The organism is Micromonospora sp. 4G55 (genome assembly GCF_016803375.1).
In genome coordinates, this window is sequence record NZ_JAEVHN010000128.1 from 1 (window position 1) to 12,774 (window position 12,774).

The window sequence follows — 12,774 nt, forward strand, 5'->3', positions numbered from 1 at the left end:
GCGCGCCGCCGTCGCGTCGGATCGGGTTCGACCGCGACGGCCGTCGCCACCGACGTTCCCGCCGTCGCCGCCGGCCGCGCGTCCGTGTCTCCCACCGCTCCGGCGTCCGCCGGACCGACGGCCCTGCGCGGGCCCCGCGTCGCCGACCACACCGGCCCTGGTGTCACCGGGCCACCGGCCGGTCGACCACGCCTGCCGTACCCCGATCATGACCTTGATCAGGAGTCACACCATGAGCTACCCCATGCCCGTCGCCCGCGCCCGCTGGTGCGACGTCGGCCGGATCGTCGACCTTGTCACCGCGAGCCTCGCCCCCACCGTGGTCGGCGCCTGGCTGGTCCCCGACGAGCAGCGCAGGCCGCTCGTGCTGGCCGAGGTGGCCCGGATCTGGACCGAACACGCGTTGCTGGTCGGCGACGTGTTCCTGCTGCCCGCCGGCACGGCCGCCACCGTCTGGTTCCACCGCTACCGCCCCATCCCGTCGCCCGCCCGCTACGAGGAACGGCTCGCGCTGGCCTGTGGCGGGGACCACGAACGGTTCCTCCTCCTCGAACAGACCCTGGCCGCGCACCGCCCCACCGAGGCGCACCACCACCTGGCGATCCTGGCGGTGCCGCCCGGCCCGGACCGTGCCGCGCGGGCCGACGCCGTCCTGACCGGCAGTCAGCGGTGGATGGACACGCTCGGGCTGCCGACGTATGCGGAGACCTTCAGCGACGGCCACCGCGCCCTGCACGGTCGGCGCGGTTACCTGGAGCGCGAGAGCTTCCCGCTGTTGAACGGGATGCTGGTGCACCCGATGTGGCGTCCGGCGTCGCGGCCGGGGCGACGGGGCGCCAACGTCGCCCGCTGGCCGACCGGGCGACCACCTCGACCGGAGCAGAACCGGGCGCGGGAGTGGGTCCCGAGATGACCGGGTGAGCCACCGCACCGTCCCGGGCGCGTCGATGGACCGGGGCGGCCCCCGAGGCCGCCCCGGTTCCCCGTCGTCGTTCGGCGGATTAGCGCTGACCCTCGTCCAGAGGCTTCCACCGAGCCGACCGTGCCTTGGCGCGAGTGCCGTCGCGCGGTGGGCCCCGCTGTCGGTGGCCACGGCGACCACTGCGTCGGGCGGAACGGCCAGGAGGCGGTGGCGGAACGGGCACCGGGCACTGCCCCACCGCCCGGGACACCGCGGTAACGTCGCGCCGTGACCGACCCCACGGACCAGACGTGGACGCTGTACCGCGGTGACGAACTGATCGCAGCCCTCGTCATCAACGGTGGCGACTTTCCATGGCTTGAAGCTGACGTGCAGCCATACGCCGGCTTGGCGGACGTCCGGCCCCTGGTCGACGAGGAAGTCCGCCTGCTCGATGACGTCGACAACCACGTCGGGGAGTGTGGATTGCTCCTCTGTCAAGGGGCGACTGGTTGGCGGGCGGCGAGGTCGGCCCGTAGGGCTTGGTAGACGACGTCGCGGCGGTGCAGCCGGACACCACCAGCCCGGACTGGTACTTCCCCGAACGGACGCTCGCCCGGTGGCTGGCGGCTCAGGAGCTGCCGTCAACCGTGTACGCCTTTCCTCCGCTCGGTGTCCAGCCGTTGCGGGCGGCGTACCGGTACCTGCTCGAACAACTCGACATCGATGCGGTGGTGCTGGTCGATGGCGGCACCGATGTCCTGCTGCGCGGCGACGAAAGCGATCTCGGCACCCCGGTGGAGGACATCACCAGCCTGGCCGCCGTGGCCGCGCTGGACGTGCCGGTCAAGCTGGTGACCAGTCTCGGCTTCGGCATCGACGCCTACGACGGAGTCAACCACGTCCAGGTGCTGGAGAACCTCGCCGCGCTCGACCGCGACGGCGGCTACCTCGGTGCGCTGTCCATCCCCGGATCGAGCCGGGAGGCGGGGCTGTACCGCGATGCTGTCGCCGACGCCCAGGCCGCCACCCCGGACCGGCCGAGCATCGTCCAGGGACAGATCGCCGCCGCCACCAGCGGCGCGTTCGGAGACGTCCGGTTCACCCGGCGCACCGGCGGCGGTGACCTGTTCGTCAACCCGCTGATGGCGATGTACTTCACCGTCGACCTCGACAAACTCGCCGCCCGATGCCTGTACCTCGACCGCATCGAGAACACCATCGGCAGGCGACAGGTCATCACCCGCATCCAAGCGTTCCGCGACGAACTCCTCAACGCACGCATCCCCCGCGCGTTTCCCCACTGAACGCCCGGACGGCGGCAGATCCGTGGTGCACCTGACCATGGCCGTCTCCCGAGGAACGTCGCGCACACCCGTCGCTGCCCCGTCTCGTGGCTGCGGATCACCGGCGTCGAGGCTCGCCCATCTTGAGATGACCCGGCGGGTCCCGTCGGGCGTGCCCGCCCGACAGAACGCGCCTTCGCTACCGCGCCGCCTCGACGCCCTGGAACGCCAGGTCGAGCAGGAGCGTTAGGTGCGGTGCGACGTCCGCCGCCCGACCCTCAGCCCAGTCGCGCATGGCGGCCTCGAAGGCCTGCGCCATGCGTGCGGTGATCAGCGCCGGCGGGATGTCGGTGCGGACGGCCCGAGCCGCCGCGCCCCTCCTCGATCATGCGTTCCACCACCCCGTAGGACGGGCGGGCGGGCTCCCTGGCCCAGCAGGCTGGCATGCCGGATGGGCAGGGGTGTAGACGAATCTGGCGAGCTGTTCGTTGGCCACCATGCGGGTCGCCGCGTCGGCGAGGAGACCCCGCATGCGAGGTAGCGCGTAGGCAAACGTTGACTTCGTCCTGGTACCGCAGGACGGCGACGGAGCAGGCAAAGACCCCGGGAGCCTTCTCGGACTTTGTCGACCGGAGAAACCTGAGGCGTTGAACGCGGATAAACGGCCTGCGCAGGGAGACCTCAAACCCTCCGTGTTAAGGGTGGAGTTGAGGTTTCAGCCTGCGGTCGTGGCAGCCGCCCGAAGTGATCAACGATCACACCGCGATCCCACAGGCCGTCGAGGATCTCCTGCCGGTAGGAGGCGCCACTACGGTCATCGGCACCACAGCGGAGCATCGAGATCGTTCTCCGGCCGGGGACTCCCTGGTGGAAGTCCCCGGCCGGGCAGGGAGTCAGAGCAGGCGCGACTCGATGGCGTCGATGATGCGCGGACGCAGCTCGGCGGCGCGGATGACGGCGTCCACCGAGCCGACCTCGACGGCGCGCTGGATGTTGTGAACGCGGTCGAACTCCGTGGCGACTTCGCCGAGCTTCTCCGCGCGCACCGAGGAGCGCAGCTCGTCGAGTTCCGCGGTCAATGCGGCGCGTGCGGTGCCGGCCGCGGCCGCGGCGCGGGCCTCCAGGTCCCGCACCCGGGGGTCGGCTGCTGTGCGGGCGTTGACGTCGGCGGAGAACACCACTGCGGCGGCGGGGGCGCCGCCGAGGACCGAGGCGTACGAGCCTTCCAGCGCGAGGACGGTCATGTTCGGGTTCAGCGCCTTCGAGAACACCACGAACGCGCCGCCGTGGTACCGCGAGATCACGCAGAAGACGATGGGCCCTCGGAAGTTCACGATCGCCCGGCCGATCTCGGCGCCGTACTCCAACTGCAGCTTGCGCATCGACTCCGGTGAGCCGTCGAAGCCCGACAGGTTCGCCAGCACCACCAGCGGCCGGTTGCCGCTGGCCGCGTTGATCGCCCGCGCGGCCTTCTTCGACGACCGGGGGAAGAGCGTTCCCGCCGTGTAGGTGTCCGGGCCGTCGGTGGGCGGAAAGCCGCGCCGTGGCACGGCTCGTGACTCGATGCCTAGCAGGCACACGGGGATGCCGCCGAGGTGTACGTCCTGCACCACCGCGGTCTCCGCGTCGGCCATGCCCGCCCAGCGCTCCAGCACCGGGTGGTCCTGGTCGGAGAGCGCCCGCATCACGGTCCGGATGTCGAACGGCTTCTTGCGTTCCGGGTTGGCCTCCGCGGAGAAGATCTCGCCGACGGTGCCGAAGGCGCTGCCCGGCACGTCGTGCGGGAAGGTGGAGATGTCACGGTCCACGGGGTCGGTGGTGCTCGCCCGCCGCGGCGCCTCCTCGCCGGCCGCGACGTACGTGTGGTCGTAGTGCGACATCAGCACGTCCCGCGCGGCGGTCAGGTTCGGCGCCCAGTACTGCGCCTGCCCGTTCGGTCCCATCACCCGGTCGTAGCCGCCGATGCCGAAGTTGTCCTCGGCGGACACCCCACCGGAGAAGTCGAGCGACTGCTTGCCGGTGAGCACCATCGCCGAGTCCGGCGTCATCACGAGGACGCCCTTGGTGTGCATGAGCATTGTCGCCTCGGCGTTCCAGTACGGCTGCGCGCCGACGTTGATGCCCGCGACGACGATGTTGATCTCACCGCCGGCCTGGGTGAACTCGACGATCCGCTTGAGCGCCGCGGCCACCCAGTCCATGTTCTCGGTGCCCGAGGTCATGGAGATCCGGGCCCCGGCGGACAGCGCCCACCACTCCAGCGGCACCCGCATCCGCTCCGCCAGGTCGAGCGCGGCGATCACGCGCCGGCACTCCGGCTCCGACAGGGCGCCCAGCGACTTCGTCGGGTCGCCGAGCAGCACGACCCGGGCGACACCCTGCGGATGCCGCGCGGTCGGCGTGGTGACCACTCCGGCGACGATGGCGGCGCTGTTGCGTCCCCTCGGCCGGTCCACGGGCACCAGCGCGTGGTGGTCGTCGAGGTCGTGCTCGACGAAGTCCCCGAGCAGGCCGGTCAGCTCGTACGGGTACACCGTGTTGCGGCTGCTCGCGCGCAGCACCTTCAGCCGGTAGTCGTCGATGGGCTCGACCGGCTCGACGGGCGGCTCGCCGATGGTCAGCTCGGCGTTGCCGGTGACGTCGAAGGAGATCCGGACCGCGATCTTGGTCAGCTCGCCGGTCCGGCGGTCGCGCTGCCGCGCGATGAACAGGATCTCCTCCAGCCCGGCGCCCCCGGTCGTCGGGCGCACGCGCCCGGCGATCTTATCCATCTCCTCGCGGGTGAGCTCGCTCGGCGGCCAGACGTAGACCACGATCCGGTTGGTGGTGAAGCGCGTCTTTGACGGTCGCCGCGACTGGGCGCGGCGGATCGAGTCGAGGCAGGCGGCGATGGCGTCCTCGGTGGTCGGCAGGGCGACCAGCCGACCGTCCTGGTCGCGCAGCTCGGTCAGGTCGCGCACCTGGGCGAACGCGACGAGGCGCTCGTCGGACGGGTTCTCCCGCGCCACGCACTGGAAGAGGTAGACCTCCTCGTCCGAGGACGGCAGCCGGGTCAGGTCGAACTTGTGCAACCGCTCCAGCTGCATCCGCTGCGCGATGTACGGGTGCAGGCCGCGGATCAGCCGGTCCTCGGTGATCTGTGTACCCGACGGGCGGAAGGTGAAGTGGTGGTGCATCACCGCGCCGCCACGACCCGCGACGGTGGTGGTGAGCCGGCGGACCCGCGGCAGCGGGTGCGCGGTGATGACCTCGAGCAGCGCGGCAGCCATCGCGTCGAAGTCCTCCGGCTGATCCTCCCAGCCGAGGTAGAGGTCGGCGTCGACGGCGTTCTCGTCGCTGGCCAGCTCGGCGAGCCCGCGCAGCGCGCTGCCCAACGCGTCGAAGCTCACCGCGGTGGAGACCACGCTGGAGTCCGCGCGCTCGGCGACCACGAACCGGCAGCCGGCGACCTCGCGGGCACGCACGCTGATGAGCGCCTTGTTGCCGTAGTACCGCCGGGTCAGCACCTCCAGCATGACCGTGTTGTCGAGGTGGTCGCGCACGAGCCGCTGGCCGAGCAGCCGGACCAGCGGCTCGGTGCTGCGTACCATCTCCGCGATGCGCTCGGCGCGGTCCGGCGCGTCCGGGTGCGCGTCCAGGTGACGAAGGTGGCCCCGGACCTGGGCGTAAACGCGGGCGCGGTTGCGGCGCAGCAGCGGCTGGGCGAACCAGGCGAACACCACGCCGCGGGCGAGGTCGGCGACCACCGGGAAGCGGACCTGCGTCGCGGCCACCAGCCGCTCCAGCGCGAGGCCGGCGGGCTCGCGAAGCGTCTCGTCCGGCGGCGGCTCCCGCAGCCACGCGCGCAGCAGCGCCGCGACGACCGTGGCGTCGGCGGACGCCCGTTGCTGGGCGAGGAAGATCCGGAACACGGCGGCTTCGAGCTCGGGAGAGCGCTCCAGGTCGGTGACCCCGTAGTGCCCGAGCGCCTTGGCGAGCCGGGCCTGGAACGAACCGGGCAGGCCGGCCCGTTCGATGTCGAGGCTCTGCAGGTACGTGTGGAAGTACTCGCGGGCGCTGTAGACGTGGCCGTCGCCGTCCTCGCCCGTCGGCCGGTTGCGGCTCAGCTCGGTGAGGTCGGCGAACACGGTGACCAGGTCGAGCTCCTCGGCCAGGGGCCGGTGACCCTCCTCGGTGGCCGCCCGCCGCGCGGTGAGGTAATCGTCGAGCACTCGACGGTCGTCGTGCGGGTCGACGTCGAAGCCGAGCAGTAGGCCGCGCAGGTCCTCCTGGCCGCGCCTGCTGCGCCGGTACGCCGGAACCTCCTCGGACGCGGCGGGCAGGTCCAGCTCGACGGGAACGGCGGCCGGGCCGCTCGCGGTCTCGGCAGCCCCGTCGGTGAGTGGCTCCAGCCGCAGCAGCGGCGCACCGGCCTCCACCTGGCTGCCCACAGAGACGGCGCACTCCTTCAGCCGCGCCCGGAACGGCGCCCGCAGCACCGTCTCCATCTTCATAGCTTCGAGCACCAGCACCGGCGCGCCCGCCTCGACCTCGTCGCCGGCCTCCAGTGGCGTGGCGACGACCAGCGCGGGCATGGGGGAACGGACGACGCCGCCCTCGTCGCGGCTGACCCGGTGCGTCACGCCGTCCACCTCGACCAGGTGGGTGGGCCCGTGGGTGCCGGTGAGCAGGCGGTACCGGGAGCCGTTGACGACGATGTGGCCGGTGTGCTGGTCAAAGCGGTCAAGTTCGACGTCGGCGGTGCGTACGGCGGAACCCGCCTCGATGCCGACGCGGAACCGGTGCGCGCCGACCCGCGCCACGCGCATGCGGTAGGTGACGCCGCGCAGTTTGAGGTCGAGCGGCCGGCCGCTGCGGTGCTGCACCTGCGGGCGCCCGCCGGACGCCGTCGACAGCAGCCGCTGCCGCTCGACGCGCTCCTCCTCCTCGTACGCCTCGATGGCGGCGGCGGCCAGCGCGACCGCGGAATGCCGGTGCGCGACGAGCCTGCCCTCACCTCGGACGCGGTCGATCCAGCCGGTGTCCGCGCTGGCGTCGATCACCTCGGGCTGGTCGAGCAGGTCGAGGACGAAGCTCTTGTTCGTCGCCCCACCATCGATGATCACCGTGGTGTTCGCCATCGCCCGGCGCAGCTTGCCGAGCGCCTCGTGTCGGTCACGGCCGTACGCGATGATCTTGGCGATCATCGAGTCGAAGTTGGCCGGAATGGTGTCACCCTCGCTGACGCCGGTGTCCACCCGGATGCCCGGGCCGGTGGGCAGGTCCAGCCGCGCGATCCGACCCGGCGACGGCGCGAAGTCACGGTCGGGGTCCTCGGCGTTCAGCCGGGCCTCGATGGCGTGCCCGCGCTCCGCGGGCGGCTCGCCGTCGAGTCGCCCACCGGAGGCGACGTGCAGCTGCGCCTTGACGAGATCGAACCCGGTGGTCAACTCGGTGATCGGGTGCTCGACCTGCAGGCGGGTGTTGACCTCGAGGAACGCGAACACCCGTTCGCCGGGGTGGTACAGGAACTCGACGGTCGCCGCGCCCCGGTAACCGACCGCCACGGCCAGCCGTTCGGCCGACGCCTTGAGCTCGGCTGCCTGCGCCGGGCTGAGCACCGGCGACGCCGACTCCTCGATGACCTTCTGGTTGCGTCGCTGCACCGAGCAGTCGCGGACACCGAGCGCCCACGCGGTGCCCTGCCCGTCGGCGATCACCTGGACCTCCACGTGCCGGGCCCCGGTGACCAGGCGCTCCAGGAACACGACGCCGCTGCCGAACGCCCGCGCCGCCTCCTGGCTGGTGCGCTCGTACGCGTCGGCGAGCTCGTCCTCGTTTCTGATCACGCGGATGCCGCGCCCGCCACCGCCCGCGGTCGCCTTCAGCATCAGCGGGTAGCCGATCTGGGCCGCCGCGGCCCGGGCGGCGTCCAGCGTCTCGACGGCGCCGCGGCTCCACGGCGCGACCGGCACGCCGACCTCCTCGGCGATCAGCTTCGCGCCGATCTTGTCGCCGAGCTGGCGCATGGCCTCCGCGCTCGGCCCGACGAAGGTGACCCCGATCTTCTCGCACAGCTCCGCGAACGCCGGATCCTCGGCGACGAAACCCCAGCCGACCCACGCGGCGTCGGCCCCGGCCTCGATCAGGGCCCGCTCCAGCGTCGCCAGATTGAGGTACGGGCGGGCGGATGCCGGACCGAGGTCGTAGGCGATGTCCGCCGCACGTACGAAGGTCGCGGTGCGGTCGACGTCGGTGTAGAGGGCGACGGTCTCGATCGGGACGCCGGTCTCCGCAGCCAACTCTCGGACCGCGTGGATGAGCCGCATGGCAGCCTCACCACGGTTGACGATGGCGACACGGTTGAACACCCGATTGACCCCTTTTGGTAGACCCATGGCGTGCGCGCCGCGAGACGACGGCTCCCGGTAGTGGTTACCCTTCCGCCTGCCGACCGGGAGCGCCATGGCGCTATCACCGAACCACCCACCCGTCATTTGTAGGAAACCACCAAAAGTTTTTGGTCCTCGCACCGCCGGTTCGGGCCCTCGACTACAGCGAGGCCCGGTGGAAAGTCATCGCCCGCGCTGGCGATGCCGAGACGGGTCGGGTGCTGCGGTGGGATTTCGACACCGAGTCCGAAGCCCTCGCCATGATCCAGCGCCTTCTGACGCCGGCGGCAGTTGGCGCAAGCAAGACGGGGATGCCGCCTCGTTTCCACCCCAGTGACGGCCCAGGGCCCGGCCGGCGGTCGCATCCCCCATAGCGCCGCCGGGCCGGATCTGCGTGGTCAGGAGCTGCAGGCGTTGAGCATGCTCTGCAGCGCGCGGCTACCGTCTCTAACGATCATGTCGATCGAAGGGCATGCCTGTAAAGGGACGTCGTACAGCCATCGACTGTTCGGCATCTTCGAGCGCCGCCCGCCGCAGGGCCCAACGTTCGGCTGGTCGGCGGACGCCGCAGTCCGGGGCGGCACCGGCATGGAGCCGCCCCGGACTCGGCCGTGGGTCAGGCGATGCGGTAGGCCCGCTGGATCGTCTGCGTCACCGTGTTGCCAGCGATGTCGGTGGCGCTCAGGCGCAGCGAGTCGTGCCACGTACGCGGGCGTACATGTCTCCCTCGACGTTGCGCAGCGTATGGCGGATCACGTAGTCGCTGCCCTGCCTGCGCCAGTCCCGCGGACCGAACCGCGCCACGACCCTGGTGGTGCCCTCGCCGCGTACGTCACCGTACCAACAGGACGGCGCGGACGGGAAATCAACGAGGCGAGCGGCCCCACCCGGCCCGAACCGCCCTCGAACCGGGCGGTACCAGCCGGCGACGCCGCCGGTCCGAAACCTCAGCGCCTGATCACGTCCGCAGCACGCACAACTGCGCCAAGCTAAAGCCGCCCGAGAGCCGTCCCTGAACCCGCGGCGTCAACTTCCGGCCGGCGGCGACGCGCAAAACCCACCGGCGCAGGACGTCCAGCAGCACGGCACCAGCGGCTACCAGCAGAATCAGGCACGCGGTCACCGCGATACCCCCGTCATCCGCCGGTTCGTGATGCCCGTGCGTCAGGACGGGAGCAGGCGTGTCCGTGCCATCGACGAGCGCCACGGGGGCACCGGCAGCGCCGGTATCGGCCAGCGCATGCGCGACGGGGGCCACTGCTGGGCGGGGCGCGTCCAGACCGGTGGCGCACTGCAGAGCGTGCAGCACGAGAAACACCGCGACCATGACCGCCACCGCCGCGGCGCGGGAATTCACCCGCGTCGCACCGGCTGGCCCTGCCCACATCACCAGGGCAGACTGCGTCACCCCGCCGCCGGTCCGGAACGCCGCGGGCCAGCGGCAGCAAATCCGAGCCGTCAAGGAGAGACTGCGGGGCGCTCGTCGGCCGCGGGCCGGCATGACCTGAGGCGCACGACGCAGCCTGCGAGGTCCCGGAGGGGCCACGCCGTCCTCGACCGTCCACTCACTTGCCGACCTTGCTCACATCGGTCGACTGTTGACCGATCGGTGCCCCACCGTTAGCGTCAGATCGCCATCTGCGGCGGTGTGAGGGAAACCGGTGAAAGCCCGGTGCGGTCGCGCCACTGTAAGCGGCTCCCCCGTCACGGCGGGAGCCGCGAGCCAGGACGCTCCGTCGTCGCAGTCCTGTCGAAGGGGACGCGTCATCCCCGTAGGAGGTTCTAGTCGCATGTCCAGCTCTACCCCTGCTCGCCCCGTTCTCCAGTTGCCAGTGGGCGCCCGGCTGTGGTGGACGGCGCTGGCCGTCGTCGCCGTGCTTCTCCTGCTGGCCTATCTCGTCGCGTTCGACCAGGGCGCGGTGTCGCGCAGCGGCATGTACCTGCACGAGCTGATGCACGACGGCCGCCACCTGCTCGGTGTGCCGTGCCACTGACCACCGGCAACACCACACCTACTTTCGCTGCGCTGCTCCTGCGGGGTGTGATGGCGGGCCTGATCGCTGGCCTGCTTGCGGGCGGCTTCGCCTATCTCGTCGGGGAACCCTCCGTCGAGGCCGCCATCGCCATCGAAGAGCAGGCCAGTCATACCGCTCCGACAGGCGTCGATCATCACGCTGATGACTTGGTCAGCCGCGACGGCCAGCGCGGCGGGTTGTTCCTCGCCACCGGCCTGTTCGGCACCGCGATGGGCGGGCTGCTCGCCACGGCGTACGCGCTGCTGCGCCGGCGGCTGCGCATCCGCGAGGATGCCCACGCCGCCATCGCATTGGCAGCCGCCGCGCTGCTCGGCGTGGTCCTCCTCCCGTTCATCAAGTACCCGGCCAACCCGCCCGCGGTCGGCAATCCCGACACGATCAACCAACGGACCGGCAGCTACCTGGCCATGGTTGTCCTCGGTCTGGTCGCAGTGTGGGCTGGCGCGCTCGCGTACCAGTCCGTCCGCGCATCGGCGGCGCTGCGCAGCGCCGCCGCGGCCTCAGCGTTCCTATCCGTCACCGTAATCGCCTATGCGGCGTTGCCCTCGGTGAACGAAGTACCCGGCGACTTCCCCGCGAGGCTGCTGTGGGACTTCCGCGCCGCCTCGCTCGGCACGCAACTGGTGCTGTGGACGGGCACCGGACTGGCCTTCGCGGCGCTGCTGCCACGTCGCAACGCCGCAGGCAGCGCTGTCGGCGGGCAGACCGACAAGGAACTAGCCCTCGGGCCATGGCAACAACCAGCGTGCGCCTCGTCGCCCACGCCCACACGCCCGCGCTACGACACGCGACCTTCGCCGCTGGAGAAACCGGCCTGGACGAGGGCGGCCGCCGCGCCGCCCTCGCCCTGGCCCGCAACCCCGCCATCAACAGGGCGGACGCGTGCCTCAGCAGCCCCGCGGAGGCAGCCGTCGAGACCGCGCAAATGGTGAGCGGATGCACCCCCACGATCGTGGCGGACCTCGCCGACGGCGACTACGGGCAGTGGACCGGCCGTACCCTTGCCGAGATCGCTGCCGACGACCCTGACGGCCTGCGGTCATGGCTGACCGACCCCCGCGCCGCACCCCACGGCGGCGAGACGATAGCCACGCTCATTACCCGGATCGGCGGCTGGCTCGACACGTACATCGATAGTGGTCTGCGGGTCCTGGCCGTCACCCACCCCATCATCGTGCGCGCCGCCATGGTGCACGCCCTACAAGCACCGCCATCCAGCCTGTGGCGCTTTGACGTCGCCCCAGCAGCGCACCTTCACCTGAGCTCGGACGGTCGACGCCTCCACGTCCGCCTAGACGGCCCAACTTGACCGGCTGAATCTGTCAATCCCCGACGGCGCTACCGCATGCTTGCGTTCTGGAATGAGATGGACCACCCACGCTTGCAGCAATGATGAACTGTCCGGCACCAAGGCCTGGCGTGAAATGGCATGCCCCCACAGGCGCCGGCCCCCGCGGCCCTGATCCCATCCGATCTCAGCATTGGGCGGGCCTGCGCCTTGGTGTCCGATTCTGAAACCCCGCCCTCCCGAGGCGAGCAGCGGCTCCAAGATGTCGCGGCCTAGCGTGACGGCCTGGTCCTGGTCGAGGACGGTGGCGGCCAGACCGGGATGAGCGGCGATCCACGCCTGGGCCTGGAGGCGTTGGTGAAGAAGTTGATGGTGGAGCAGCAGGTATCGACCGAGCGGCCGGTCGCACCGGTGGCCGCGTACACGATCACCGCTTCCGCCGGTTGGTAGGTCGCGGCACCGTTGGTGATGGTCACGCGGACCTGCTGGCCGGTGTGCGGATCGGCAGAGGTGATCGTCGCGTCGGTGCCGAGCATGAACGGCGTGCCCAACGCAGTCTCATCGCCGCCACCACGGCAAGTAGCCCGATACCGGCGGCGACGGCCCACCTCACGCGGCGTACACCTCGGTCCACCAGGACGTAGCCGAGCAGTGCGAGCAGCATGACTAGGCCGAACTGCAGCGACGCGGCTGGCATGGCGAGCAGCGCCGCCGCAACCGAAAGCAGACCAGCCGCGACGGATGCAACGAGCAGGCCGAACGAAAGACGCATGGCCAAGATCGTGACCCATGAGCTGGAAGTGCGCGTCGCCCCAAAATGTGGAGTGAAGTCGGGATCGGCACCAATTTGTCGGATAGCGAATGGCGAGATGGCCGCTGCCGGCCTGGGCGA

The 12,774-nt window shown here is 71.0% G+C and carries 8 protein-coding genes, 1 pseudogene and 1 riboswitch; of the genes and pseudogenes, 6 read left to right on the plus strand and 3 right to left on the minus strand.

Annotation, left to right across the window (positions count from 1 at the left end):
- Positions 1-232 precede the first annotated feature (232 nt).
- From JNW89_RS13545 to JNW89_RS13555, 3 genes are all read left to right on the plus strand, one after another.
- Complete coding sequence (locus JNW89_RS13545; RefSeq protein ID WP_238449209.1) at positions 233-913, plus strand: hypothetical protein; 681 nt, start codon at positions 233-235, stop codon at positions 911-913.
- A 276-nt stretch (positions 914-1,189) separates the two neighbouring features.
- A complete protein-coding gene (locus JNW89_RS13550) occupies positions 1,190-1,450 on the plus strand; it encodes a hypothetical protein (protein ID WP_238449210.1) in 261 nt (86 codons plus the stop codon).
- Positions 1,444-2,208, plus strand: a complete 765-nt coding sequence (locus JNW89_RS13555) for a DUF1152 domain-containing protein (RefSeq protein WP_238449211.1) — start codon at positions 1,444-1,446, stop codon at positions 2,206-2,208. The genes JNW89_RS13550 and JNW89_RS13555 overlap by 7 nt, the downstream gene beginning before the upstream one ends.
- A gap of 872 nt (positions 2,209-3,080) precedes the next feature.
- Here JNW89_RS13555 and JNW89_RS13560 read toward each other — a convergent pair.
- Complete coding sequence (locus JNW89_RS13560) at positions 3,081-8,537, minus strand: carboxyl transferase domain-containing protein (RefSeq protein WP_238449212.1); 5,457 nt, start codon at positions 8,535-8,537, stop codon at positions 3,081-3,083.
- A 979-nt stretch (positions 8,538-9,516) separates the two neighbouring features.
- Complete coding sequence (locus JNW89_RS13565) at positions 9,517-9,915, minus strand: hypothetical protein (RefSeq protein WP_238449213.1); 399 nt, start codon at positions 9,913-9,915, stop codon at positions 9,517-9,519.
- A gap of 253 nt (positions 9,916-10,168) precedes the next feature.
- Positions 10,169-10,311, plus strand: a riboswitch (cobalamin riboswitch).
- Between the two features lie 37 nt (positions 10,312-10,348).
- Between JNW89_RS13565 and JNW89_RS13570 the strand changes: the two genes are divergently transcribed.
- The 3 genes and pseudogenes from JNW89_RS13570 to JNW89_RS13580 all read left to right on the plus strand — a co-directional run bounded on the left by JNW89_RS13570 (position 10,349) and on the right by JNW89_RS13580 (position 11,903).
- The gene (locus tag JNW89_RS13570; RefSeq protein WP_238449214.1) at positions 10,349-10,552 is read left to right on the plus strand and encodes a CbtB-domain containing protein; all 204 of its coding nucleotides are present in this window, start codon (positions 10,349-10,351) and stop codon (positions 10,550-10,552) included.
- Positions 10,543-11,247, plus strand: a pseudogene (locus JNW89_RS13575) (CbtA family protein); the annotation flags it as partial. The gene JNW89_RS13570 and the pseudogene JNW89_RS13575, both read left to right, overlap by 10 nt.
- Before the next feature lie 77 nt (positions 11,248-11,324).
- Positions 11,325-11,903 (plus strand): histidine phosphatase family protein, encoded by a 579-nt coding sequence (locus tag JNW89_RS13580; protein WP_238449215.1) that lies wholly within the window; start codon positions 11,325-11,327, stop codon positions 11,901-11,903.
- A 251-nt stretch (positions 11,904-12,154) separates the two neighbouring features.
- Here JNW89_RS13580 and merB read toward each other — a convergent pair whose 3' ends face one another.
- Positions 12,155-12,433: an organomercurial lyase gene (gene merB, locus JNW89_RS13585; RefSeq protein WP_238449216.1), complete on the minus strand. Its 279-nt coding sequence runs from the start codon at positions 12,431-12,433 to the stop codon at positions 12,155-12,157.
- Positions 12,434-12,774: the final 341 nt, after the last annotated feature.

Excerpts from the sequence above, each read along its gene's own strand:
- JNW89_RS13545 (WP_238449209.1), top strand. The coding sequence starts at position 233 with ATGAGCTACCCCATGCCCGTCGCCCGCGCCCGCTGGTGCGACGTCGGC.
- JNW89_RS13570 (WP_238449214.1), top strand. The coding sequence starts at position 10,349 with ATGTCCAGCTCTACCCCTGCTCGCCCCGTTCTCCAGTTGCCAGTGGGC.
- JNW89_RS13580 (WP_238449215.1), top strand. The coding sequence starts at position 11,325 with ATGGCAACAACCAGCGTGCGCCTCGTCGCCCACGCCCACACGCCCGCG.